This is a genomic window from Burkholderia sp. 28_3, from assembly GCF_003253915.1.
Classification (GTDB): domain Bacteria; phylum Pseudomonadota; class Gammaproteobacteria; order Burkholderiales; family Burkholderiaceae; genus Burkholderia; species Burkholderia cenocepacia.
The window spans coordinates 299,605-324,458 of sequence record NZ_QKZF01000007.1 but is presented as its reverse complement, the minus strand read 5'-3'; the positions used below and the strand labels follow the sequence as shown (position 1 = coordinate 324,458).

At 65.9% G+C, this 24,854-nt stretch carries 18 protein-coding genes and 2 pseudogenes; 5 read left to right on the top strand and 15 right to left on the bottom strand.

Annotated features, from left to right (window positions below; translation table 11 throughout):
- Positions 1-12: 12 nt before the first annotated feature.
- The 3 genes from DFS13_RS18290 to DFS13_RS18280 are packed head-to-tail and all read left to right on the top strand — an operon-like array spanning position 13 to position 5,114.
- Positions 13-1,719 carry a DUF1302 domain-containing protein gene (locus DFS13_RS18290; RefSeq protein ID WP_105866172.1) on the top strand — a complete coding sequence of 569 codons (1,707 nt, stop codon included), beginning with the start codon at positions 13-15 and terminating at the stop codon, positions 1,717-1,719.
- Between the two features lie 7 nt (positions 1,720-1,726).
- Positions 1,727-4,126 carry an RND family transporter gene (locus tag DFS13_RS18285; protein WP_060212046.1) on the top strand — a complete coding sequence of 800 codons (2,400 nt, stop codon included), beginning with the start codon at positions 1,727-1,729 and terminating at the stop codon, positions 4,124-4,126.
- Between the two features lie 19 nt (positions 4,127-4,145).
- Entirely contained in the window at positions 4,146-5,114 is a 969-nt protein-coding gene (locus tag DFS13_RS18280) for a YCF48-related protein (protein ID WP_060212048.1), read from the top strand.
- 787 nt (positions 5,115-5,901) lie between these two features.
- Here the strand turns inward: DFS13_RS18280 and DFS13_RS18275 are convergent.
- The 12 genes and pseudogenes from DFS13_RS18275 to DFS13_RS18220 form a co-directional block, all read right to left on the bottom strand.
- The gene (locus tag DFS13_RS18275; protein ID WP_111441953.1) at positions 5,902-7,542 is read right to left on the bottom strand and encodes a GMC family oxidoreductase; all 1,641 of its coding nucleotides are present in this window, start codon (positions 7,540-7,542) and stop codon (positions 5,902-5,904) included.
- Between the two features lie 223 nt (positions 7,543-7,765).
- Positions 7,766-8,716, bottom strand: coding sequence for an alpha/beta hydrolase (locus DFS13_RS18270; RefSeq protein WP_111441952.1), 951 nt, complete (start codon positions 8,714-8,716; stop codon positions 7,766-7,768).
- Positions 8,717-8,750: 34 nt separating this feature from the next.
- On the bottom strand, positions 8,751-10,241 hold the full coding sequence (locus tag DFS13_RS18265) for an NAD(P)/FAD-dependent oxidoreductase (RefSeq protein WP_181461618.1): 1,491 nt from the start codon (positions 10,239-10,241) through the stop codon (positions 8,751-8,753).
- Positions 10,242-10,583: 342 nt separating this feature from the next.
- Positions 10,584-12,209 carry an AMP-binding protein gene (locus DFS13_RS18260; protein WP_105866175.1) on the bottom strand — a complete coding sequence of 542 codons (1,626 nt, stop codon included), beginning with the start codon at positions 12,207-12,209 and terminating at the stop codon, positions 10,584-10,586.
- A 157-nt stretch (positions 12,210-12,366) separates the two neighbouring features.
- Entirely contained in the window at positions 12,367-13,416 is a 1,050-nt protein-coding gene (locus DFS13_RS18255; protein ID WP_230205456.1) for an alpha/beta hydrolase, read from the bottom strand.
- Positions 13,364-14,827, bottom strand: coding sequence for an NAD(P)/FAD-dependent oxidoreductase (locus tag DFS13_RS18250; protein WP_080431240.1), 1,464 nt, complete (start codon positions 14,825-14,827; stop codon positions 13,364-13,366). The genes DFS13_RS18255 and DFS13_RS18250 overlap by 53 nt, the downstream gene beginning before the upstream one ends.
- A 52-nt stretch (positions 14,828-14,879) precedes the next feature.
- The gene (locus DFS13_RS18245; protein ID WP_060212058.1) at positions 14,880-16,046 is read right to left on the bottom strand and encodes an iron-containing alcohol dehydrogenase; all 1,167 of its coding nucleotides are present in this window, start codon (positions 16,044-16,046) and stop codon (positions 14,880-14,882) included.
- A 29-nt stretch (positions 16,047-16,075) separates the two neighbouring features.
- Positions 16,076-16,309 (bottom strand): annotated as a pseudogene (locus DFS13_RS18240) (aldehyde dehydrogenase family protein); the annotation flags it as partial.
- Positions 16,309-16,617, bottom strand: a pseudogene (locus DFS13_RS18235) (NAD(P)H-dependent oxidoreductase); the annotation flags it as partial. The pseudogenes DFS13_RS18240 and DFS13_RS18235, both read right to left, overlap by 1 nt.
- Positions 16,614-17,711, bottom strand: coding sequence for an ACR3 family arsenite efflux transporter (gene arsB / locus DFS13_RS18230; protein ID WP_060212103.1), 1,098 nt, complete (start codon positions 17,709-17,711; stop codon positions 16,614-16,616). The gene arsB and the pseudogene DFS13_RS18235, both read right to left, overlap by 4 nt.
- Before the next feature lie 64 nt (positions 17,712-17,775).
- Positions 17,776-18,270 carry an arsenate reductase ArsC gene (locus tag DFS13_RS18225; RefSeq protein ID WP_034202997.1) on the bottom strand — a complete coding sequence of 165 codons (495 nt, stop codon included), beginning with the start codon at positions 18,268-18,270 and terminating at the stop codon, positions 17,776-17,778.
- A gap of 22 nt (positions 18,271-18,292) precedes the next feature.
- Positions 18,293-18,640 (bottom strand): helix-turn-helix transcriptional regulator, encoded by a 348-nt coding sequence (locus DFS13_RS18220; protein ID WP_034202998.1) that lies wholly within the window; start codon positions 18,638-18,640, stop codon positions 18,293-18,295.
- A gap of 485 nt (positions 18,641-19,125) precedes the next feature.
- Between DFS13_RS18220 and DFS13_RS18210 the strand changes: the two genes are divergently transcribed.
- Both DFS13_RS18210 and DFS13_RS18205 read left to right on the top strand, forming a co-directional pair.
- Complete coding sequence (locus tag DFS13_RS18210; RefSeq protein ID WP_230205461.1) at positions 19,126-20,220, top strand: lipopolysaccharide biosynthesis protein; 1,095 nt, start codon at positions 19,126-19,128, stop codon at positions 20,218-20,220.
- Complete coding sequence (locus DFS13_RS18205) at positions 20,210-20,728, top strand: hypothetical protein (protein ID WP_373401804.1); 519 nt, start codon at positions 20,210-20,212, stop codon at positions 20,726-20,728. Before DFS13_RS18210 ends, DFS13_RS18205 begins: the two co-directional genes overlap by 11 nt.
- Positions 20,729-20,918: 190 nt before the next feature.
- On the opposite strand, the gene DFS13_RS18200 is transcribed toward DFS13_RS18205, so the two are convergent.
- From DFS13_RS18200 to DFS13_RS18190, 3 genes are all read right to left on the bottom strand, one after another.
- A complete protein-coding gene (locus DFS13_RS18200; RefSeq protein WP_060212105.1) occupies positions 20,919-21,917 on the bottom strand; it encodes a hypothetical protein in 999 nt (332 codons plus the stop codon).
- 199 nt (positions 21,918-22,116) lie between these two features.
- Positions 22,117-23,700 (bottom strand): DHA2 family efflux MFS transporter permease subunit, encoded by a 1,584-nt coding sequence (locus DFS13_RS18195; protein ID WP_034202999.1) that lies wholly within the window; start codon positions 23,698-23,700, stop codon positions 22,117-22,119.
- Positions 23,697-24,821: an HlyD family secretion protein gene (locus DFS13_RS18190; protein WP_060212107.1), complete on the bottom strand. Its 1,125-nt coding sequence runs from the start codon at positions 24,819-24,821 to the stop codon at positions 23,697-23,699. Before DFS13_RS18190 ends, DFS13_RS18195 begins: the two co-directional genes overlap by 4 nt.
- Positions 24,822-24,854 lie beyond the last annotated feature (33 nt).

Here is a 24,854-nt window from a genome sequence, read left to right as displayed (position 1 = left end):
TGCCGACACAAAATGGCTACCCCCTTCTCATTTCAGCCCCGCTGCAGTGTGGCGTTCGTGCGCGCGGCGGTCTCGGCGCTCGTCGCCCTCGGGTGCAGCGGCGCGCACGCGTTCACGTTCACGATCGGCAACGTCGAAGGCAGTTTCGATTCGACGGTGTCCGCGGGCGTCGGCATCCGAACCGCGTCGCCCAGCAGCAATCTCGTCTCGCCGACCTATGACGCGGCCACCGGCGCGCCGACCGGCGGCGGCCGGCTCGGTCAACTGAGCGGACTCTCCGATCAAGGCGACATCAACTACAAGAAGGGCGATCCGTTCACCAGCTATCTCAAGGGCAACCACGAGCTGCTGCTGAAGATGCCGTCGCAGGGGCTGACGTTCATGGCGCGCGGCACCTGGCAATACGACTACTCGGGCACCCGCACGTCGGGCGCGACCAGCGGGCAGGATCTTTTCTACAATCCCGCGCCGAGCCTGAGCGGCGGACTGCCGTCCGATGCCGAGAAGAACATCCGCTTCAAGCCGCGCCTGCTCGACCTGTGGATCAGCAAGCAGTTCAACGTCGGCGACCAGATCACGCGTATCCGCGTGGGTAACCAGGTCGTCAGCTGGGGCGAAAGCATCTGGGAAGTCGGCGGGATCAATGCGACGAATGCGATCGACGTGAATCGCGCGTCGCAGCCCGGCGCGCAGGTCAAGGAATTCATCCTGCCGGCGCCGATACTGAGCGTCGCGTCCGGCCTCGGTCACGGTGTGAACGTCGAAGGGTACGTCCAGAGCAACTGGAACCAGAATTACCTTCCCCCGGTCGGCAGCTATTGGTCCAACCAGATCGTCGGGCCCGGCAACAACGCGTATGGCGTGGCGACCGTGCATCCGAAGAACGGCGGGCAGTACGGCTTCTCCGTGCGCTATCAGCCCGCGGGAACGGACCTGAATCTCGGCTTCTACACGATCGCGTACCACGACAAGTTCCCGCAGGTGTCGCTGAGCCCGACGGGCGGAACCGTCTTCAGGTTTCCTGAAGATCGTCACATGATCGGTGTCAGCGCGAACTTCCCGGTGGGCGACTGGGCGATCGGCACGGAACTGTCGTACCGTCCGCGCGACGCCGTTCCGCTGAACCCGGCCAGCGGCTGCGTCGCGCAAGGCGGCAACTGCTGGGTCGACGAGAAGCGTTTCCAGTGGCACCTGACGACCCTCTACTCGCTGCAGCCGGGCAATTCCGGTGCGTTCCTCAAGCTGCTCGGCGCGCAGACCGCCACGCTGACGACCGAGACGGTGATCATTGCCTACCCGGGGCTTCACAAGAGCTATGGCGGCTCGCCGATTTCTCCCGGTGCGCTGCTGTGGGGGAACGAATTCAACGACCTGTTCGCGACCGGCGCACTCAACTCGCCCGGTAGTGCACAGGGCACGAGATACTCGGGCGGGATCGACGTCGATTTCAACTGGGTCTACGACGGCACCGTCATTCCCGGGTGGCAGGTCAATCCGGGGATCTACGTCCGGTACGGCCTGTTCGGCAATACGCCGAACGTGAACGCCCAGTTCATGCGCGGCGTGACGGCGATGAACCTGTACGTGAATTTCATCCAGAACCCGGCGAACTGGCAGGTCGCCCTGAACTACACGCGCTTCATGGGCCCGACCAACCCGCTGGCCAACCCGCTACGTGACAGGGACTTCGTGGCTGTCGTCGCATCTCGCAATTTCTGAGGTCAATATGAATCAAACGCCTGTTTCCGATGCAGCCCGACCCGGCAAGCTGCTGAGAATGCTTCATTCGCTGGAAAATACGCTGTTCGGTCACAGGCGGCTCGTGCTGGGACTTCTCGTTCTGTTTACGGTCGTCATGGCCTGCTTCGCCGTGAAGCTTCGCATGGATGCGGGGTTCGAGAAGCAGCTTCCACTCGGCCACGAATACACGGAAACCTTCAACCAGTATCGCGGCGACCTGCTCGGCGCCAACCGCCTGATCGTCGTCGTCAAGGCGCGCCACGGCAGCATCTGGACGCCCGCCGCGCTGAAGCGGCTCTACGACGTCACGCAGGCGGTCACGTTTTTGCCGAACGTGTCGCGCAGCAGCGTTCAATCGCTGTGGACGCCCAATTCATTCGTCAACGAGATCACCGAAGACGGCTTCCGGGCCGACCCGCTCATTCCCGGCACCGTGACGCCCGATCAACTCGACGGCAACACGGTCAGCGCCATTTCGCGCTCGACCGCGCAAGGCGGCTTCGTCGGCAATCTCGTATCGCGCGACCAGACCAGTGCGATGGTCACCGCGGACCTCAACGAGCTGGACGCGAAGGGCGAGCGGATCGACTACGTCGCATTCGACCGCGCGCTGGAATCGCAATTGCGCTCGAAGTTCGAGGATGCGAACTACGAGATCCAGATCATCGGCTTCGCGAAACAGATCGGCGATATCGCGAACGGTGCGTCGTCCGTGCTGAAGTTCTGCGCGATCGCGCTGCTGCTGACCGCGCTGGCCGTCTACTGGTACTGCCGCTCGGTCCGCCTGACGATTCTGCCGCTCACCTGCTCGCTCGTTTCGCTCGTCTGGCAGTTCGGCACGCTGCATCTGCTCGGCTACGGGCTCGACCCGCTGGGCGTGCTGGTGCCGTTCCTCGTGTTCGCGATCGGCGTATCGCACGGCGTTCAGCAGATCAACTTCATCGTTCGCGAGATCTCGCACGGGAAGTCGGTCGAGCAAGCGGCCCGATCCAGCTTCAGCGGGCTCCTGATTCCCGGAACGCTCGCGCTGGTGACCGCGTTCGTGTCGTTCGTCACGCTGATCCTGATCCCGATTCCGATGGTCCGCGAGCTCGCGATCACCGCTTCGCTCGGCGTCGCGTACAAGATCGTCACGAATCTGGTGATGCTTCCGCTGGCCGCATCCCTGCTCAAGGTCGACCCCGACTATGCGAAGAATGCCGAGCTGCATGCGGCCCGCCGCGGCCGCGTGCTGCGCGTGCTCGCGAAAGTCGCGGTGCCCCGCAACGCGGCGATCATCCTGCTGGCCGCCGTCGTGGTGTTCTGCGTGGCCGCGTGGGAAAGCCGCGACCGTGTAGTCGGCACGTTGCAGGCAGGCGCGCCGGAGCTGCGCGCGGAGGCCCGCTTCAACCAGGACTCGGTGTCGATCGCATCGAGTTACGACGTCGGCCTCGACTGGATGTCCATCGTCTTCGAGGCGCCGCCGCAGTCGTGCAACAACGTGGAGATCGGCGCGTATCAGGATCGCTTCGTGTGGTCGATGCGCGCCGTTCCCGGCGTGTTGTCGGTCGTGTCGTTTTCCTCGTTGCTGCGTCAATACAACGAGGGGTACAACGAAGGCAACCCGAAGATGTCGGCGATCCCGATCGATCCGGACAACTATTCGTCGCTGGCCGGCGAAGTGGCTCGCACGCCGGGCGTCATGCGCAAGGACTGCAGCATGACCGCGGTGAACATCTATCTGGCCGACCACAAGGCAACGACGATCAACCAGGTGATCGCCGCCGCGAAACATTTTCGCGACACGAACAAGCTGCCGGGCGTGAAGATCCGGCTCGCATCCGGCAACGCCGGCGTTCTCGCCGCGGTCAACGACGAAATCGAGCGCAGCGAGCTGCCGATGATGCTTTACGTGTACGCGACCATCGTGTTGCTCGTGCTCGTCACGTACCGCGACCTGCGCGCCGTGCTCGCCTGCTGCCTGCCGCTGACGATCGGCACGTTCATCGGGTACTGGTTCATGAAGGAGCTGCAGATCGGCCTGACCGTCGCCACGTTGCCGGTGATGGTGCTCGCGGTCGGCATCGGTGTCGATTACGCGTTCTATATCTACAACCGGCTGCAACTGCATCTCGCCAACGGTGTCGGCATCGTCAAGGCGCTCGAACAGTCGATTCTCGAGATCGGCACGGCGACCATCTTCACGGCGATCACGCTCGCGATCGGCGTGGCTACCTGGTCGTTCTCCGAGCTCAAGTTCCAGGCGGACATGGGCAAGCTCCTGGCGTTCATGTTCATCGTCAACATGGTCATGGCCATGACCGTGCTGCCGGCCTTCGCCGTGTGGCTCGAGCGCCTGTTCCCGAGACGCCGGCCCGCGCGCGCACCCGGCCTGCTCGCCCATTGAAGAAGAGGATTCCACGATCATGAATCACAAGATGCGCGCCATTTCGGCTGCGATCGTCGTCGGCGCAACACTGCTGGGCGGCATGCCATGCGCGGTATCCGCACCGGAACTCAAGCCCGTGCCAGCCATCCAGTCGAGCATTGCGACGCAGTCGGCCGTGCTGGATGCAACGTGGGCAGGGCCGCGGGTCGTGAGCGTCGGTGCGAACGGCATCATCCTGCTGTCCGACAATCGCGGCGCGACGTACCGCCAAGCCAAGGCCGTACCCGTGAGCTCGACGCTGACGTCGGTCAGCTTCATCGACGCCAACACGGGCTGGGCCGTCGGTCACTGGGGCGCGATCCTGAAGACCACCGACGGCGGCGAGACGTGGCAGATACAGCGGCTCGCGACGACCGAGGATCGTCCCCTCTTCGGCGTTCACTTCGTCGATGCGAACCACGGCGTGGCAGTCGGGCTCTGGTCGCTGATCCTCGTCACCGACGACGGCGGCAAGACCTGGACGAAAAAGGAACCCGTGCTTCCGAGCGGCAAGAAGTCGGACCTGAACCTGTTCGGCATTTTTTCGAACGGCAACGGCGATATGTTCGCCACCGCCGAGAAAGGGCATCTCCTCGTGTCGAAGGACAAGGGCAATACGTGGGAGACGATCGACACCGGTTACAAGGGCTCGTTCTGGTGCGGTGTCGCGCTGCCCGACGGTGTGCTGCTGGTCGGCGGACTGCGCGGCACGTTGATGCGAAGCGACGACAACGGCCGTACGTGGTCGCGCGCGACGCTCGATACCCGGAATTCGATCACCGCCCTCGCATCCAGCGGCTCGACGGTACGGGCCGTGGGTGTCGACGGGTTGCAGGCACAAAGCGCCGATGACGGGAAGACGTTCAAACGTGTGCATACGGAAACCGGGACGACCTATACGGCCGCACTCCCGTTGCCCGGCGACAAATGGCTGGTTTTCTCTCGCGACGGGGCGATCTCGCAGTAACCCCTCGATGTCCGATCGGCGCAGCAGGCCGCGATGGAAAAACGCGGCCCGTTGCGCCGACGGCGTTCCGACCTGAGACGGATGGTGGGATCATCGCGCGACGGGGCGTGTGGCGCGGACCGAGAAGACCCCGATGCGCAAGTGGCATGTGGACGAAGTGCGGTCTGCATGCCGCGCGAAGCCGGCCGTCAATGGGTTCGACGACGCCCCATCCTCCTGTCAGCCGTGCTTCCGAAGTCGATCGCCGATGCCGCGCACATGCGTCCGATGCCCCACCACTCTCCGCTTTTTCCGCAACCGACGTCCGTTGGCGACCACACCTGAACGGCGACGAGTCGCGCACGATCGCGCGGTAGCCACTTTCACGCAGAACGGCCACGCAATGCGCTCACCGGCACCGGCATGCAGTGTCCGCACTCGCCACCTACCTTCATCACACGCCGAGACGACCACGGGCGGCACACCACATCGCGTTACGGGCGTGCGAACGCGCCGCGGACCGCGCTCAAGCGCCCGATAGCGTTCCAGGCTCCAGTACGCGACACGACGAATCGAAAGAAGATGGTGCTCGCACACGATGTGCTGAATCTACCCGGCGGGAATGGAAGCGGATGGAGAACCCATGGCGTCCGCTGAACCGGGACAGGCGCCGGTCGGGGTCGATCGGCCAAGTGATGAGGAGACGGGTCTGATGACAGCGGACGCTGCAGCGCATCCGATGCTGCCGCAACGTCCGTATACGATCGACGCTTTCGTGCCGACGCACGCCGGCACGACAACGAATCGGTCAAACCCCGATTCCGGCTTTCACCGCGGCATGGCCGCCGGGAAATCGCGAGATCCCGCGAATCAGGTCCGACGCCTTCTCACCGATCATGATCGTCGGCGCGTTCGTGTTCGCACCGACCAGCGTCGGCATGATCGACGCATCCACCACGCGCAGCCCCTCCGTGCCCCGTACGCGCAATTGCGCGTCGACGACGGCGAGTTCGTCGTTCCCCATGCGACACGTTCCCACCGGGTGATAAACGGTGTCGGTCCGCTCGCGCAGCAACGCGCGGATGTCTTCGTCCGTGCGCGAGCGCGACGCATACAGATCCTCCGTCACGAATGCCGACATGGCCGGCGCCGCCATCAACCGCCGCGTCAGCTTGTATCCTTCGACGAGCACGTCGAGATCGTCCCTGTGCTCGAGGAACGCCGGATCGATCAGCGGTGCATCCAGCGGATCCGCGCTGCGCAGTTTCACCGAACCGCGGCTCTTGGGCCGCAACACGCATACATGACAGGAAATGCCGTGTCCCAGAGGCATCTTCCGGCCGTGATCGCTGACGGGGCCGACCACAAAGTGCATTTGCACGTCCGGCCGCTCGAGATCGGGACGCGTCTTCAGGAACGCGCCGCCTTCGGCAAAATTGGTGGTGATCGTCCCGCTGCGCGACTTCCGGTATTGCCTGATGTCGGCCAGCGTCTTGAGGCCGCCGCGTACCGATACGCCGAGCGCATCGAGGCTGTTCGTCTTGTAGCTGACGACGAAGTCCGGGTGATCCTGCAGGTTCTGTCCCACACCCGGGAGATCGGCCACGACCTCGATCCCGTGACGCTGAAGTTCGTCCTTCGGACCGATGCCGGACAGCATCAGCAACTGCGGCGACTGAAACGCACCGGCGGAAAGGATCACTTCCTTTTTCGCCCAGACCGTCTCGACATTGCCCGCCCGCGTGACTTCGACGCCCACGGCCCTGTTGTCGTCGAACACGATGCGCCGGACCTGCGCATTCGTTTCCACCGTCAGATTGCCGCGCGCGTTCATGTGCGGAAACAGATACGCACGCGCGGCGCTCCAGCGCTCGCCGTTCTTCTGCGTCACCTGATAGATGCCGACGCCTTCCTGCTCCGCGCCGTTGAAATCGTCCGTGACGGGCAGGCCGCAATGCCGTCCGGCCTCCAGCCAACGCGCCTGAAACGGATTGTCGGTGCGCAAGTCGCTGACCCACAGCGGGCCGCCGCGCCCGTGCCACTCATTGCCGATGCGCTCGTTGTGCTCGCTGCGCTTGAAATACGGAAAGACGTCGTTCCAGCCCCAGCCTTCGTTGCCGAGCGCGGCCCAGTCGTCGTAGTCGGCATGATGGCCGCGCGTGTACACCATCGCATTGATCGCGGACGAGCCGCCCAATGCCTTGCCGCGCGGCTGATAGCCGCGCCGCCCGTGCAGCCCCTTCTGCGGCACGGTCTCGAACGCCCAGTTGTTCAGCCGGGACGGGATCATCAGCACGAGGGCGGCCGGCACGTTGATCGGCCACCCGTTGCCGTTGCCGCCGGCTTCGAACAGGCACAGCGTCGCGTCGGGGTCTTCGGTCAGGCGCGAGGCCAGCACGCTACCTGCCGAGCCGCCGCCTACAACAAGATAATCGAATGAGTTCTTCACGGGTGTGGGTCCTGGATAGATGCCTGGGCGCTTCATGCGCAACGGCGTGATGCATCGATTCCGCCGCTCGCGCCGCCATGCCGTCGAGCCGTCGTGCGGTCGGCTTCATTCCGTCACGCATCAGAACTGTGTGGCCGCATCGGCAACGATGGAGGGCATCCATCGAACCGCATGCGGCCAGGGATTGGCGATATGCGCGATTCAGATCGCTACCGCCGACGTATCAATGGTGCTGCGCGCCGTCGAGCACCTTGCGGAAACGCGCGATACCCTTATCGATCCACGTCTGCGCGCCCGGGGAAATCGCGCCCATGTCGAAGAAGCCGTGCAGCATGCCGTCGCACCGGAGCGTGTCGACCTTGACGCCGCTGGCATGAAGCAGGCGGCCGTACGCTTCGCCCTCGTCGCGCAACGGGTCGTATTCGGCCGTCACGATGACCGCCGGCGGCAGTCCCGCGAGGTTCTTCGCGTGGATCGGCGCGAGCCGCGCATCCTCCGGGTGCGCGCCGTCGGACAGGTAATGCCGTTCGAACCACGCGATCGTCTCGACGTCGAGCAGATAGCCTTCACCGTTTTCCTTGAAGGACGGAAAGCCTGAACGGTCCCCCGCCACCGCCGGATAGATCAGGAACTGCGCGGCCAGCGAAATGCCGTCGGCGTGCAGTTGCTGCGTGACGACCGCTGCCAGATTGCCGCCGGCGCTGTCGCCGGCCACCGCGACGACGTCGCTTCCGCCCAGCTCGCCCGCGTTCGCGATCACCCATTTGGTCGCGGCGATCGCATCGTCCGCCCCGGCCGGATACCGGTGCTCGGGCGCGAGGCGGTAGTCCACCGAGACCACCACCGCATTCGCGCCGCGCGCGAGTTCCCGGCAAATGTTGTCGTGCGTATCCAGATCGCCGATGACGAACCCGCCGCCGTGGAGATAGACGACCGTCGGCAGATGGCGCTCGCCGCTCGGACGATAGAGCCGTGCCCGCAGAGAGCCGGCCGCGCCGGGAACGGTCAGGTCTTCCACGCGGTGAAGATCAACGACGGCTTCCGGCGCGCGAACGGCGCGCGCCAGGTGCAGCATCAGTCCGCGCGCTTCTTCCGGCGTGGACTGCGGCAAGGGTTTCGCGCCGGACCCGGCAAAGGATTCGAGAAAACCCGCGAGATGCAAATCGAGTGCCATGACATCACCTTGTAATCGAACGTTGGGCGGGGAATCAGCGATACACGAGGACTTCGGCGTCCGGGCTCAGCTCCGGAAGGGCTTTGCGCTCTTCCTCGTACTCGAAGTGGTGCTGCCACGGCATGCGGTCGCCGCGCATGTGCATCTGGTGTTGCGAGCGCATCACGTAGCCGGCATTGAAGTTGTTCGGGTCCGTCCAGGGCAGCCGCTGCATGTCGGCGTCTTCGTCGCGCAGGCGCGGCTCGACCGTCTTCGCGCCGACCTTGTCCATATGCGCGAGCACGCGGCACGTGAATTCGCAGACGAGATCCGCGCGCAGCGTCCAGCTCGAACGGTAGTAGCCGTAGACGAACGCCATGTTCGGGATGCCCTCGATCATCATCCCGCGGTACGACACGCGCTTGCTCATGTCGACCGGGGCGCCATCGAGCCGGAATGCGATCTTGCCGAACGCGCTCATGTCGAAGCCAGTGGCCGTCACGACGATGTCCGCGTCCAGGTGTTCGCCCGACGCCAGCACGATCCCGCTTTCGTCGAACGATTCGATGGTGTCGGTCACGACCGATGCTTTCCCGTCCCGGATCGCCGCGAAGAGGTCGCCGTCGGGGACGGCAGCCACGCGCTGCTGCCATGGGCGATAGTTCGGATTGAAATGCTTGTCGACGTCGAACCCTTCCGGCAGCTGTTGCCGCGTCTCGTTGATCAGCCAGTCGCGCACCGCATCGGGGTTCGCCGCGGACAGGTTGATCAGGTCGAAGGTCTGCTTCAGGTGTGCGCGCCGCAGAATCTCCGAGCGCCATTCCTCCGGAAGGCTGAGTTCACGAAGCGTCGTGTCCAGCTGGTGGGTCCACGGCACCGCGGTGAAGAACGTCGGCGACCGTTGCAGCATCGTCACGTGCGCCGCGGTGCCGGCCAGTGCCGGAACCAGCGTCGCGGCGGTCGCGCCCGAGCCGATGACGATCACGCGCTTGTCGGCATAGTCGAGGTCTTCGGGCCAGTGCTGCGGATGAACGACCGTTCCCTTGAAACGATCGAACCCGTTCCACTTGGGGGTAAAGCCCTGACGATGATCGTAGTACCCTGCGCCCAGCCACAGGAAGTCGGTGGTCATCGTGAAACGTTCGCCGGTATCGTTGCGCGACACCTCTACCGTCCAGCGCTTGTGTTCGCTCGACCAGTTCACTGTTTGAACGCGATGCCCATAGTGGATCTTCGGACCGAGGTCGTACTCGTCGATGACTTCGCCGAGATAGCTGTGGATCTCCTCCGCCGTCGCGATCGAGCGGCCCTGCCACGGGCGGAATCCGAATGCGTACGTGTACAGGTCGCTGTCGGACCGCGCGCCGGGGTAACGGTGCGTCCACCACGTCCCGCCGAATCCGTCCATCGCTTCCAGAATGGCGAACGAGCGGTCCGGCAGGTTCATGCGAAGATGGCATGCCGCATCGATCCCCGAGATTCCCGCCCCAATGATTAGTACACCTATGTGCTCAGACAAAACCGCAGCTGTTTGTTTCTCAGTCATGAGATCCCTCCGATGACCAGTTATTGAAGATATCCGTCACGCTGTACGGCAAGATCACACGACTTGGTCATTTGACCTTACGGCACGAAGACGCTCACCCGTGCATACCGGCGATCACGCACCTGATCCGGGAAGATCGCCGAATCATCCGACCCAATAAGCAAGCGGGCCACGGCGATGCACGTTCCGGGTTGGTTCGTCATCTCGAACATGGTCAATTGACCAAGTTCAATGGTTCCCAGTCTATGCAGTCGAACGGCAATTTGAATCAGGGCTTTCCATTACGCGAGCGTTTGAGCAAGCCGTCGTGCGGCCTGCAGGCATCGAGTGTCGCCCATCACGTCAATTCTTCGGTGCCCGCAACTCGCGCCGAAGGATTTTCCCGACGTTGCTCTTTGGCAGGCTGTCGCGAAACTCGATGCTTTTCGGGCGTTTGTAGCCCGTAAGCTGGCCCTTGCAGTACGCCATCAGGTCCTCGGCCGTCAGTTCGGGCGTTTTCCTCACCACGAACAGCTTGACGGCCTCTCCCGAGTGCGCGTCGGGTACGCCGATCGCCGCGACTTCGTAGACGCCCGGATGTTTGGCGACGACCTCTTCGATCTCGTTCGGATACACGTTGAAGCCGGACACGAGGATCATGTCCTTCTTGCGGTCGACGATTCGCACGAAGCCGTCCGCCGAGATCGACGCAATGTCGCCCGACCGGAAGAAACCGTCCGCGGTCATCACTTTCGCGGTTTCGTCCGGCCGCCGCCAGTAACCCGCCATCACCTGGGGGCCGCGGATGCACAGCTCGCCGGCTTGCCCGGGCGGCAGTTCGTTGCCGTCGTCGTCCCGGATCGACACGTCGGTCGACGGCAACGGCAGGCCGATCGTGCCATTGAATTCGCCGCGTGCAACGGGGTTGACCGCCACGCACGGCGATGTTTCGGACAGCCCGTATCCTTCGATGATCGGCGCGCCGGTCATTTCCATCCAGCGCCTTGCGACGACTTCCTGCGTGGCCATCCCGCCGCCGTTGGCCATCAGCAGATTGGAGCAATCGAGACGCGAGAAGTCGGGATGATGGAGCATCGCGTTATACAGCGTGTTCACGCCCGGGAAGCTGGTGATCTTGTATCCGGCGAGCGACGCGATCATCCCGCCGATGTCGCGCGGGTTCGGTACGAGCACGCACATCCCGCCCGTGTACATCGTCGACAGGCAGCAGATGTTGAGCGCAAAGATGTGATAGATCGGGAGGGCCGCCACCGTGATGAACTGCTTCACGTCGGGGCGCCAACTGCGCGCGGGCTCGAACCAGACGTCCGCCTGCAATACATTCGCGACGATGTTCCGATGCAACAGCGTCGCCCCTTTCGACACGCCGGTCGTCCCGCCGGTATATTGCAGAAACGCGATGTCGTCCGGCGACAGGCGAGCCGGCACGAACGGGCGCCCGCGGCCCTCCGCGATCGCGTCGTCGAATGTCGTATAGGAGCCCGGGGCCGGCGACGTCGCGGCGGCGGGGCCGCCCTGCGTGGCGACCAGCACATGCTTCACCTGCGTGTGCGCGATGACGGCGTCCAGCGTCGCAACACAACTGTCGAGCAGGACGATCGCCTCGGCGCCGCTGTCGTTCAGTTGATGTTCCAGTTCACGGGGCGTATAGAGCGGATTCACGTTGACGACGACGTAGCCGGCGCGCAGGACTGCGCAGATCGACACCGGGTAAGGCAGCACGTTCGGCATCATGATCGCGACGCGCGCACCGCGCTCGAGCCCCCGCGATTGCAGCCATGCGGCCAGCGAGCGCGACATCGCGTCGAGTTCGCCATACGTGACCGCCGTACCGTCGCACGCGAACGCGGGGCTTTCGCGAAACTTGTCGAAGCTTGCGTCGATCAATTCGCTGACGGATCGATACGCGCTGCAGTCGATCTCTGCCGGCACACCTGGCGGATAGGAAGCAAGCCAGATCTTTTCCATACCGAATCTCCTCTGTCCTGTTTTGAATGATCGCGCGATGCTTCGCGCCTGGACGCACGTCGGGCACGCCGGCGCGCGTCGAACTATGCGAGAGCGCGCTGCCCTGCCGCTCCGTCGCAAGCCGCGTTGTTCGCGCGGCAATGCGCGGCCCCAAGCGTCAGACGCCGACGCTGCCCCGTTCGGTCAGCCGCCGAACGAACGCGGCGGCGCGTTCCAGCAGATAGCGCGCCGTCGCGATGCGACGGGCCGCGGTCACAATGCCGTGATGATGCGCGGGCAGATGGTGATGTTCGACTTCGCTGCCGGCACGCGCCGCGCACGATGCATAGGCCACGCCCTCGTCGCACAGCGGATCGAGCCCCACGGTTGCAATGAACATCGGCGGCTGCCGCCGGCCCTCCGCATGCAGCAGCGGAGACAGGCGCGCGAGATCGAGCGGCGTGCCGGCCGGCACGTAGTGGTCGCGGAACCAGCGCATCGATTCGGCCACCAGCGGAAATCCGCCTTGAATCCTTTGATATGACGGCAGCGACGCGGTCAGGTCCGTCACCGGATAAAAAAGGAGTTGGCCGACGATCGCGGAGCGCGCCGCCGCTCCCGCATTCGCGATGATCGTCGCCATGTTGCCGCCGGCGCTATCGCCGGCCAGCACCACCCGGGACACGTCGATCGCGAGCTGCGGGGCGTGGGCAATCAGGTAATCCAGTGCCTGTTCGCAGTCCTCGAGCGGAACCGGCCATCGGTGCTCCGGCGATCGCCGGTACTCGACCGATGCGACCGGGCACCCGCCATGCCGTGCGAGATGACGGCAGATGCCGTCATGCGTGTCCACGCTGCCGATCACCCACCCGCCGCCGTGAAGGAAGACGACGAGCGGATCGTGGCCGATACCCGCCGCGCCGCGCGAACGATAGAGCCGTACCCGAATGCTGCCGCCCGTGACGGGCACCGCGATGTCGTTATGGGTCACCGCGTCGTCAGCCGCAAGGCCGTTCAGTTCGCACGCACGCTCGAAGTTCGCGCGTGATTGATCCACGGCGAAGCTGCCGTAGTGCCGTCCGCCCAGTTCGCGAAACGCCCGCACGGCGTCCCGGGCATCGTCGGCCACTTCCGTCAGCGGCAACCACGACATCGATGTCATGCGCATCCCCCGCTCAGAGCGTACCGAACACGCTTTGATCCCATTGCGTCGCGGCGCGGTATTCATCCACCGTGCCGGGCCAGTTGTTGATCACCTTGCCCTGCGCGTTCTTGTACCAGCTCGAGCAACCGGCGGAAAACGCCGAGCCGGCCATCGCCGCCTGCAGCTTGCCGTTGTATTCGTCGAACACGGCCCTGTCGACGTCGACTGCGTCGATACCCGCCGCGGCCATGCCGCCGATCGCATCGATGATGTAGTTCTGCTGGATCTCGAGCATCGACACGATGGAGTTGTGGTTCAGGTTCGTGTTCGGCCCGTACAGCATGAACATGTTGGGAAAGCCCGGCACCGTGATGCCGAGATAGGCTTCCGGCCCGTGTTCCCACGCCTGCGCCAGCGTGCCGCTCGTGCCGCGCACCTCCAGGCTGCCCTGGAATGCCTGGCTCTCGAAGCCCGTGCCGAATATGACCACGTCGAACGGCAGAACACGCCCGTCCCGCGTCACGATGCCGTCTTCGACGAACGCCTCGACGCCTGCCGTTTCCAGCGCGACGTTCTCGCGCATGAGCGCCGGGTAGTAGTCGTCCGACCGCAGGATCCGTTTGCACGCGTATTCGTAGTCCGGCGTCAGCTTCTCGCGCAGCACCGGATCGGGCACCTGCCGATGAAGGTGGGCCAATGCAAGGCTCTTGCCTTCCGTCTGCGCATTGGAACCCATTCGCGTGCGCTCGAATCCCGACTCGCGGAACGCGTGCAGCGATTTCCGGCTTTCCTCGAAGAGACGGGGCTCCTGCTCGTACGAATCGAGCTGCTCCTTCGAGAAGATAATCTGGTTGCGCGGCATGATCCAGTTCGCGCTGCGCTGGAACACCGTCAGCTGCGCCACCTTCGGTGCGATCGCCGGCACGTACTGCACCGCGCTCGCGGCGTTGCCGATGCTCGCCACGCGCTTGCCGCCCAGGTCCACATCGTGCCGCCATTGCGCGGAGTGGAAGGTGTCGCCCTTGAAACTCGCTAGGCCGCGTACCGCCGGAATCATCGGCCGGTTCAGTTGTCCCCATGCCGGCACGAAGAAGCGAGCGGTCATCCGCGAGCCGTCGTCCAGTTCGAACCGCCAGAGGCGCGCCGCCGCATCCCAGTGCGCGCGGCAAATCTCGCGATTGAACCGCAAGTGGTCCGCCAGCCCGAACCGCGCGGCGAGCGATTTCAGGTAGTTGAGCAGTTCGTTTCTGCCGGCATACATTGCGCTGACGCGCAGATGCGGATGGAAGCTGTAGCAATACAGGTGCGACTCGGTATCGCATGCCGCGCCCGGATACGAATTGTCGAGCCACACGCCGCCGAGGTCCGGGCGCTTCTCGATCACGACGAAGTCGTCGATGCCCGCGATTTTCATGCGGGCCGCCATGCCGAGGCCGCCGAAGCCCGCGCCCAAAATGACGACCTCGTGATGCTCAACCCTTTCTACAGTATTCACGGTGCACTCTCTCTATTAAGGTGACGGCGACGACGGACCGGCCTGCGTCGGTTCAATAAGCCTGTTCATACAGACGCAACGCATCGGCGACGGTGACGACGACCGGATTGTTCTGCAGCAGGCGCTGCTGCTTCATCGCGTCCGCCGCGAGGGTCGGCAGACTCGAACGCGTGACGCCCACGTCGCGCAGGCGACGCGGCGCGCCGGACCGTTCGATCAGGTCATCGAGGAATCCGATGAAGGCGGCCGTGCGCGCCCGTGCGTCGCCGGTTCCGACCGCGCCGACGACGTCTGCCAGCGCCGCATAGTGGGCGGCGGCCGCGTCGGCGTTGAAGCGCAGCACAGGGGCGAGCATCAATGCGTTGGACAGACCATGCGGGATGTGGAAATGGCCGCCCAACGGATACGCCAGCGCATGGACCGCGGCCACCGGCGCATTCGCGAACGCTTGCCCCGCGAGCGTCGCGCCGAGCAGCATGGCCTCCCGCGCGCGCCGGTCTTCGCCGTTCTCGCAGGCCGCGATCAGGTTGTGTGCCAGCAAACGCAGCGCTTCGCGCGCCAGCGCATCGGAAATCGGATTCTTCTTGTGCTTGCTGGTATACGCCTCGATCGCGTGCACCATCGCGTCGATGCCCGTTGCAGCGGTGTGACTGCGCGGCAGGCCGACGGTCAGCTCGGCGTCCAGGATCACGTGATCGGCATACAGCTGACGGGAGACGATGCCCATCTTGTTCGTTTCGCCCACCGAAACGATTGAAATGTTCGTGACTTCCGACCCGGTGCCGGCGGTCGTCGGGATCTGCACCAACGGCAGGCGCTCGCCCCGAACGTTGCCGATGCCGTACATGTCGGCGAACGATTGCTGCGACATGGTCAGCACGGCAGCCAGTTTCGCGATGTCCATCGACGAGCCGCCGCCCAGGCCGATGACGACATCGGCCTCCGCGCGGCGGGCGAATGCCACGCACCGCGATACGACGCTTTCCGGCGGATCGGCCACGACCTCGTCGAACACTGCCGCGCGAAATCCCGCCGCTGCCAACGATGCCTTCGCCGGCTCCAGCACGCCGGCCTTGTGAAGCCCCGCATCCGTGACGATCAGCACATTGCGGCGATCGGTCCATCCCGTCATCACGTCGCCCAGGCGGCGCACACAGCCCCATTCCTGAAGAATAGACGGAACCGTTTCGAAGCACATCGACTGCGGGGGCATTTCCATTGACGTTTCCTTCATGCCGACATTTACCGTTAGATTTGCGCGCACAGGTACTTGATCTCGAGGTACTCGTCGATCCCGTAACGGGAGCCCTCGCGGCCGAGGCCCGATTGCTTGACCCCGCCGAACGGCGCGACCTCGTTGGAAATCACGCCAGTGTTCAGGCCGACCATTCCGTACTCGAGCGCCTCGCCCACCCGCCAGATGCGGCCGTGGTCGCGTGTGTAGAGATAGGCCGCCAGCCCGTACTCGGTGTCGTTGGCCACCACACCATCCCTTCCGACCACATCACGAGCTCACGCAGCTCGACCACTTTCGGATGACTGTCGGGCGCGTCGTCGGGCAGCGGCAGGCCGCTCGGATTGAACACGCGCACTTCGGCGCCCATCGCCGCGAGCAGGCGCGCGGCTTCCTCGACCAGCAGGCGACTGAACGAACGTTCGCGCAGCGAGCCGTACAGCAGCAGGAACCGCGGCGCATGAGTGGATAGCACCGCAGGCCGCAGTCGAGCACCGTCCGGCACACGGAACAGTTCGGCGTCGAGTTGCGGCAGGTCGTTCAGATAGTCGTTCATGGGTCGGTTCTTCCGTGATCTCGAGCCCGGCACTCGTACCAGCCCTTCGACCGGTTGACGAGGCGCACGACCAGCAACATCACCGGCACCTCGATCAGCACGCCGACGACGGTGGCCAGCGCCGCGCCGGAATGAAAACCGAACAGGCTGATCGCGGCCGCGACCGCCAGTTCGAAAAAATTGGATGCGCCGATCAGCGCCGACGGGCACGCGATGTCGTGCTGTTCGCCGACCGCGCGATTGAGCCCGTACGCGAGCGCGGAATTGAAGAACACCTGGATCAGGATCGGCACCGCGAGCAGCGCGATCACCAGCGGCTGCTTCAGGATCGCTTCGCCCTGGAACGCGAACAGCAGCACGAGCGTGGCGAGCAGCGCGGCGATCGACCACGGGCCGATCCTCGTCATCGCGGCATCGAACGCAGCCGGGCCATTCGCGAGCAACCGCTTGCGCAGCATCTGCGCGAGGATCACCGGCATGACGATGTAGAGCACGACCGACGTGAGCAGCGTCGCCCACGGCACCGTGATGGCCGACATCCCCAGCAGCAGGCCGACCAGCGGCGCGAACGCGATCACCATGATGCTGTCGTTCAGCGCGACCTGCGACAACGTGAACAGCGGATCGCCGCCCGTCAGCCGGCTCCACACGAACACCATCGCCGTGCACGGCGCGGCCGCCAGCAGGATCAGCCCGGCGATATAGCTGTCGATCTGGTCCGCCGGCAGCAGCGGTGCGAACAGGTGGCGGATGAACAGCCAGCCGAGGAACGCCATCGAGAACGGCTTGACGAGCCAGTTCACGACGAGCGTGACGCCGATGCCTTTCGCGTGTCGACGCACCTCGTGCAGCGCGCCGAAGTCGACCTTGACGAGCATCGGGACGATCATCACCCAGATCAGCAGCCCGACCGGCAGATTGACCTGCGCGTACGCCATCCGGCCGATCGCCTGGAACGGGCCGGGCAGCGCCTGGCCGAGCGCAATACCCGCAACGATGCACAGCGCCACCCAGACGCTCAGGTAGCGTTCGAAGAAATTGATGGCGGGTTTCGCGACCGCGTTGCCGGGCGGCGTGACGTTGGACGTATTCATCGGACGAGGGTGGGTCTTGAAGTCGTGGGCGGATGCGCGTTCCTGCGCGCGGCCCGGTGCGCGATCAGTGTCGCGAAATCTCGATCAGCGCCGCCCGCAATGCGTCGTCGCTCATGCGATCGAGCGGGAGCGCGAGCAACTGCAGCATCCGATAGCCGATCGCCTGGCGTGTCAGTTCGAAGGCGAGACGCTTGCCGTCGTCGCCGCCCGTCGCGTTCGACGGATCGGCGTAGCCCCAATGTACCTTGACGGGACTGCCGGGCCAGTACGGGCACGCCTCGGACGCCGCGCTGTCGCACACCGTGATGACGACGCGCATTTCCGGCGCGCCGTCGCCGACGAATTCGTCCCAGCTTTTGCTGCGACAGCCGCGGACGTCGACACCGGCGTTCGTCAGGGCTTCCAGCGCGAACGGATTCAGGCGGCCGCTCGGCGCGCTGCCCGCGCTGTAGGCGCGCACCTCCTTGCCCAGCTTCGCGGCCCAGTGATTGAGCATGCCTTCCGACAGGACGCTGCGCGCGGAGTTGTGGGTACAGAGGATCAGGACGTTCGTGGTCATGGGAAGGGCACGCGAATGCGCGTCAGGATTGACGCGTGCGATTGATCTTTCCGGAAGGCGAACAGGCGGACACCGGCGAGCACGGATTGCCGCCGCAACAGTTTTCCGTGAGATAGCCCAGCAGCCCGTTCATCGTGTCGAAGTTCGCGCCATAGAACACGAAGCGGCCTTCCTGGCGGCTCGTCACGAGCTGCGCATGCGCGAGTTCCTTCAAATGAAAGGACAACGACGACGGCGGCACGTCGAGCAGCGTCGCGATCTGGCCGGCCGGCATGCCTTGCGGCCCGGCCTGCACGAGCGCGCGGAAAACCGCGAGGCGGGATTCATGCGCGAGCGCCGCGAGCGCGGCAATGGTTTCGTTCGTTTCCATATTTCGATGATAGTCGAAATATGGAAACCGGGGAAGCGACGCCGATGTCCGGCGTCGCGGGAGGTCCGTCCGTCGACACGAGGCGACGCGCGTAACGCCCGCCAATCAGCGCGGGATTAACCGCGTATGATTCGGCAACCCGACCGACAGATCGGTGCCGCCCACGGCCGACCGCGACGTATCGCGCGTCGCGGCGAGCCATTGCGTGAACTCGGCGGCCGTCATGCCGACGGCCTGGGCCGAATTCGATTCCGGCGTGGTCGCTGGCGTATCGGCCGCTCGGGCGGCCCGACTGCGCATGCGGTGTGGCACCGCGTGCCGCATTCGCCGCATGTTGCACGGCAGGCGCGTTTGCGCCTGCCTGACGCGCCACCTTGCCGCGCGACGCAGCAGCAGACTTCGCCGCCGGCCGCGCCGCAGCCACCACAATCGGTTTGCTCGCCGATGATCCACGATCCGCACGCGGGGCCCCGGCTTCCGCGACGATGGCATTCGACGCGACCGCCATCGCCACCGGCTCCCCCGCCGCCCCATTACCCGCGACGTGCAACGCGCGCGCTTCCGCGGCCGCGCTGCCGGTCGGCGCATTCACCGGGCTGCCGCAGGCGGGCGCGCTGGCCGACGTGCCGCTCGTCCTGGTGATGCTCGTCGCGTGCGCCGAACATGCAGCGCTCGAGGTCAACAAATGGCTGTTCTCGCTGCATCGGGTCCGCGCGGCGTCGTGGCTGCTGTTCGCGCGGACCAGCGCGTGGGCCGGCGTCGCGGTCGCCGCGCTCGCGGCGCGCGCGATCGTGTCGATCGACGGCGTGTTCGCGATCTGGCTCGCCGGCGACGCGCTCGTCGTCGCGCCCGGCTGTCTGCTGATAGCGGGCACGGCGCGCCGGCTGCCGGCGATGCCCGCGCTGTCCGCCACGCGCTTGCCGCTCGCGACGGTCTGGCGCAGCGGCGCGCCGTTCTTCGTCGCGTTGCTGCTGCTGTCGGTGCTGCAGTATCTCGAACGTTTCGTCGCGTCCGCGATGCTCGACGCGGGCGAGCTCGGCCGCTACGTGTTCGTCTGGTCGATCGCGAACGCGATCCAGACGATCGCGTCGGCCACCGTCGCGGCGGTCGCCGCGCCGCGGCTCGTGCGGGCACTCGACTGTCCGCGCCGCGCACCGCAGGCGTTTCGCGGCGAACTGGCGCACGCGCTGCGCGGGTCGGTGATCCTGACCGGTGCGGCCGCGCTCGCGATCGTCACGGTCCATCCGTGGCTGTTCCGGCTCGCGCATGAAGGCAACGACCTGCCGTCGACCGTCATCCTCGCGATCCTGCTGCTGTCGTTCGTGCTGCGCGCCGCGTGCGACGTACTATGGGCCGCCGCCGTCGCGTTGCGGGCAGACCGCGTGGTCGCCGGCGTGATAGCCGTGCTGACGCTCGCGTACGTCCCGATGACGATCGCGCTTGTGCATGACCAGCACGCGATCGGCGCGACCGTCGCGCATCTCGTCGCGAGTATCGCGGTGGCTGCGTGGCTCGTGTGGATCGTGTCGTCGCGCGCCCCGACGGCGCGCCGCGCCATCCGGCCGGGAGATGCTGCGTAAGCTGATCGCGAGCGGTCCGCTGCTGAGCCGCGGCTTGCGCGATGCCATCGCCGCGTGCCTCGCGCTGCTGTACGTCGGCGTCTATGCGAACGCACGCGTGCTGCTGCCGGAATTCATCTTCCGCGACGCGGAGAAGATCCAGACGCAGATCGGCGGCGGCTCGACCTACGACGGCTCGTCGTTCGATGCGGTCGGCAAGCTGTACCAGGCGCTCGGCGGCGCCGGCACGGCCGTGTTCGTCGCGCTGCCGAATGCCGCCTACTCGCTGCTTCAACAGCTGCGCGACCTCGCGGTCGACTATCTCATGTATGCATCGCCGTTCGGCGCGCGCACGAGTTTCTACAACCCGTTGCCGCCTGATTCATTCGTCCATTTCGCAGGCAACTATGCGTATTCGCTCGTGCGGCTCAACCTACCGGTGCTGTTCTCGTTCGATCCGAAGGGATTCGCGATGCAGGCGCTGGTCGCGCTGTTCCTCGGCGCCGCGTGGCGACGCGTGCCGTCGTAGCGCACCGGCGAACGCACGACCGGCCTGCGCCGCAATGGTGAACTGCTCGCGTGCCTGCTGCTCGGCCATGTCGCGGTATCGATGCTGTTCGAGCCGGATCTGGGCAGCTACCTGCGCCACCTGTCCAGCGTCGCACCGTTCGCCGTGGCGCTGTGGGCGATCCGCATGCGCGATCCGAATTGACAGCCGGCTACGGCTTCGACGTCGTCGTGCGCAGCGACGTGCTGGCGGCATCGAGCGCGAGCTTCGGCGACCGGTCCGCACGCACGAGCCCATAGCTGCGTTGCACCGCATCGTTCGCATTCGGCGTATCGATCCATTCATAGACCGACAGCAACGGCGTACCGAGTGTCGCGCGCGCGTCGAGCAGCGTACGCACACGGCGCGCCTGCCGCGCATCGCCGTCGACGCCCGCCGACGCCGCGCCGTCTTCGGTCACGAGCGCCGACAGACCGTAGCGTGCGCGGATATCGCGCGCGGCATCGCGGATCTGCATCGGCGTCATGCCATACGCGTGGTACGACACCGCGTCGAGATACGCGGGTGAGGCGGCGTACACGTCGGCTAACAAACGGTCGGGCACGCTGCCGGGCAGCGGCGGCCGTGCGAATCCGAAGCCGACGACCGGAACGTCCGGCCGGCGCGCGGCCGACCCGCCGTACAACCCTTCGGCAAACGGCGGGAAGGTGTGCGCGACGTCGCCGGTCGACCAATAGCGATCCAGGTCCGGTTCGTTCCAGAGTTCAAGCGCCACCAGCGCGTGACCGTATTGCGCGGCGAGCCGCGTCACTGTGCCGGCGAGGCGGGCACCGGTAGCCGCGAGCGATTCACGGTCCACCTGCGCTTCTTCGCGCTGCCGGTCCGCTCGCCGGAACCGCGTGAGCGTGCGCACGGTCAGCAACACCGGCAGGCGAGCCGAACGCGCCGCCACGAATGCGTCGTCGATCTGACGGGGGTAGTCCGCACGATCGAGGCGATCGGTCCATACGCCGAAGCGGACAAAGTCGAAGCCGGTCTGCCGGATCTGCCGCGCATCGTCGGGGGTAAAGGACTGGATCTTCACCTGGACGCCAACACGCGGCTGGCCGTCGGAAGCGGTCGGCCAGCGAGCGTGGTCGGCGGCATGGGCGGCCGGCAGTACGGCGAAACTCAATACGACGGCGACGAACAGCGTGGGAATCCGGAGCATGGGCAAGAGAACGGTCGGAAATGCCGGCGGCATGTGGCGCGCGCCGGAACGAGCCCGCACACGCACGGCCGGCCGGCGGAAACGGCGCATCGTGGCCGACGGTGCATTGTTGCAGAGCCCCGCGCCTGCCACCATCGGACCGGTCCGAGCGCGTTCATTCCCTTACCGGCGCCAACCCTAGCCGCAAGCCACTGCGCCGCTACGCCTTCTTCTTCCCCTTCAGCACGAAGGCCGCCGCCGTACACCCGATCATCGCGATGCCCGCGATCAGGAACGTATCGCTGTACGCCATCAGCAGCGCCTCGCGCATCACGCGCTGGTTCACGAGCCCGAGCGCCAGCTCGTGTACGCCGGAGATCGATCCGCCGGGCAGCACGTCCGCGCGCGGCGCATGCACGCGGGAAAGCAGCCGCGCAAGCATCGCCATCCGTTCCTGGAACGCTTCGGAGAATGGCGTGACCGCCTCGCCGATGCGCATCGCATGCAGCTTCTGCCGCTCGACGACGATCTGGCTCATCACCGCGATGCCGATCGCCCCGCCGACGTTGCGGACCATGTTGAACACGCCCGACGCGGAGCCGAGCTGCGCCTTCTCGATCCCGTCGACGGCCATCACGGCCAGCGCGATCACGACGAACGACTGCCCGATCCCGCGCACGATCAGCGACGGGACGATCACGTTCGATGCCGCATCGGCGTCGAGGTGGATGTTCATCAGGCAGCCGGCCGCGACCAGCACGAAGCCGAGCACGATCGTCGTGCGCGGGCTGGTGCGGCGCATCAGCGGCGGCGTCAGGAACGACATCGCGAACTGCACGAGCCCGTACGGAATCATCGCGAGGCCGATGTCGCGCGCGCTGTAGCCGTGCAGCTCGGCAAAGTAGTTCGGCACGAGGAACACCACGCCGAACACCACCGCGCCGAACAGGAACTGCATCAGGCTCGCGATCCCGAAGTTGTACTGGCCGAGCAACCGCAGATTGATGAACGGCTCCTTGCGCCGCAGCTCGATCGCGACGAACGCCGCCAGCCCGAGCGCCGCGACGATCGACAGTTCGACGATCAGGTCCGACGCGAACCAGTCCTTGCGCCCGCCTTCCTCCAGCACGATCTGCAGCGCGCTCAGGCCGACCGCCATCGTCGCGATGCCGAACCAGTCGGCCCGCCTGAGCATCCCGAGCTGCACCGGCACGGGCCGGATCGCCCAGCCGATCGCCGCGACCAGCGCGATTGCCGGCGGAATCTGCAGATAGAAGATCCAGCGCCACGAATACATGTCCGTCAGCCACCCGCCGACCGACGGCCCCGCCGCCTGCGCGACGTTGTTCGCGATCGCGAACAGCGCCATCCCGAGCGGATGTTTCGACGGCGGCAATTCGGTGACGATCAGCTGGAACGACAGCGGGATCAGCACGCCGCCGAACGCGCCCTGCAGCGCCCGCGCGATGATCATCGTCGAGATGCTCGGCGCGACCGAGCACGCGAGCGAAAACGCGAGAAAGCCGGTCGCGCCGACCAGCAGCACGCGTCGCGCGGAAAACACCTGCACGAGCCAGCCGGTGAGCGGAATCACGACGATCTCGGCGACCAGATACGCGGTGGTGATCCACGAGCCTTCCTCGAAGCTCGCGCCGAGCGAGCCGCGGATGTCGGGCAGCGACGCATTGGTCACGTGCACGTTCATGCCGGCCATGAAGCAGCCGAACACGCCGCCGAGCACGGCGACCCACGCGCGCAGCGAAACGGTGTCTTCGTGCGCGGCCTGCGCGGTTGTCGTGCTCACGTGCCGGCCCCCTGCGTGCCGCGCGTGTCGACACGCGCGATCACCGACATCCCGGGCCGCAGCACGACGCCGGCCGGCGGCGCATCGACGCGGATCTTCACCGGGATGCGCTGCACGATCTTCGTGAAGTTGCCGGTCGCGTTGTCGGGTGGCAGCAGCGCGAACTGCGCGCCGGAGCCCGGCGCGAGGCCGATCACGCGGCCGTGCAGCGTGTGGCCCGAATAGGTGTCGACGTCGATCTCGACGGGTTGGCCGTCGTGCATCGCACCCAACTGCGTTTCCTTGAAGTTCGCGACCACGTACACGTCGCTGAGCGGCACCACCGCGAGCAGCGGCATCCCGACTTCGACGTACTGGCCCGCCCGCACCGCGCGCTGGCCAACGCTGCCGTCGCGCGTCGCGCGGATCACCGTGTGATCGAGATCGAGCTGCGCGAGCGCGAGCTTCGCCTGGGCCGCCGCAAGCCGGGCGCGCGCCTGCGCGATCGCGGCCGTGCTCTGTTCGCGGCGGCGCTGCAGCACGGTCTGCTGGTCGGTCTGCACGCGCACGGCGGCGCCGGCGCGGGCCAGCTCGGCGCGCGCCTTCAATGCGTCCGCGTGGGCCTGCTCCCAGCGCTGTCCGCTCGCGGCGGATTCGGCCAGCAGTTGCTTGTAGCGCGTCGCATCGGCGTCGCGCCGCGCGGCTTCGGCGCGCGCGGCGGCCGCGTCGGCGTCGGCCTGCGCGATCTGGCTGCGCTGCTGGCCGATCTGCGCGTCGAGCGTCGACGCCGCCGCCTGCTCGGCTTGCAGCGTCGCCTCGGCCGCTGCCACGGCGGCCTGCGCATCGTCGACTTTCGCGCGATAGTCGCGATCATCGAGCCGCACGAGCACGTCACCGCGCTTCACCGGCTGGTTGTCGTCGACAGCGACCTGCGCGACGTAACCCGATACGCGCGAGCTGACGGTCACGACGTCGGCGCGCACGTACGCGTCGTCGGTGCCTTCGATGAAACGGCCGACGGTCCACCAGTGCCAGCCGAACACGGCGAGCGCGATGACGGCGAGCACGACGCCCGCGGCGATCAGTTGGCGCCGGGAGAACCGGGCGGTCTTGGCTTTTTCGGGTACGGCAGTCGTGCTCATGATCGGAATGATGAGTTAGCGTGCAAGAGAACG

Coding starts and splice junctions, on each gene's coding strand:
- DFS13_RS18290 (WP_105866172.1), top strand. CDS start 13: ATGGCTACCCCCTTCTCATTTCAGCCCCGCTGCAGTGTGGCGTTCGTG.
- DFS13_RS18285 (WP_060212046.1), top strand. CDS start 1,727: ATGAATCAAACGCCTGTTTCCGATGCAGCCCGACCCGGCAAGCTGCTG.
- DFS13_RS18280 (WP_060212048.1), top strand. CDS start 4,146: ATGAATCACAAGATGCGCGCCATTTCGGCTGCGATCGTCGTCGGCGCA.
- DFS13_RS18270 (WP_111441952.1), bottom strand. CDS start 8,716: ATGGCACTCGATTTGCATCTCGCGGGTTTTCTCGAATCCTTTGCCGGG.
- DFS13_RS18265 (WP_181461618.1), bottom strand. CDS start 10,241: ATGACTGAGAAACAAACAGCTGCGGTTTTGTCTGAGCACATAGGTGTA.
- DFS13_RS18260 (WP_105866175.1), bottom strand. CDS start 12,209: ATGGAAAAGATCTGGCTTGCTTCCTATCCGCCAGGTGTGCCGGCAGAG.
- DFS13_RS18255 (WP_230205456.1), bottom strand. CDS start 13,416: ATGAATACCGCGCCGCGACGCAATGGGATCAAAGCGTGTTCGGTACGC.
- DFS13_RS18245 (WP_060212058.1), bottom strand. CDS start 16,046: ATGGAAATGCCCCCGCAGTCGATGTGCTTCGAAACGGTTCCGTCTATT.
- arsB (WP_060212103.1), bottom strand. CDS start 17,711: ATGAATACGTCCAACGTCACGCCGCCCGGCAACGCGGTCGCGAAACCC.
- DFS13_RS18225 (WP_034202997.1), bottom strand. CDS start 18,270: ATGACCACGAACGTCCTGATCCTCTGTACCCACAACTCCGCGCGCAGC.
- DFS13_RS18220 (WP_034202998.1), bottom strand. CDS start 18,640: ATGGAAACGAACGAAACCATTGCCGCGCTCGCGGCGCTCGCGCATGAA.
- DFS13_RS18210 (WP_230205461.1), top strand. CDS start 19,126: ATGGCATTCGACGCGACCGCCATCGCCACCGGCTCCCCCGCCGCCCCA.
- DFS13_RS18205 (WP_373401804.1), top strand. CDS start 20,210: ATGCTGCGTAAGCTGATCGCGAGCGGTCCGCTGCTGAGCCGCGGCTTG.
- DFS13_RS18200 (WP_060212105.1), bottom strand. CDS start 21,917: ATGCTCCGGATTCCCACGCTGTTCGTCGCCGTCGTATTGAGTTTCGCC.
- DFS13_RS18190 (WP_060212107.1), bottom strand. CDS start 24,821: ATGAGCACGACTGCCGTACCCGAAAAAGCCAAGACCGCCCGGTTCTCC.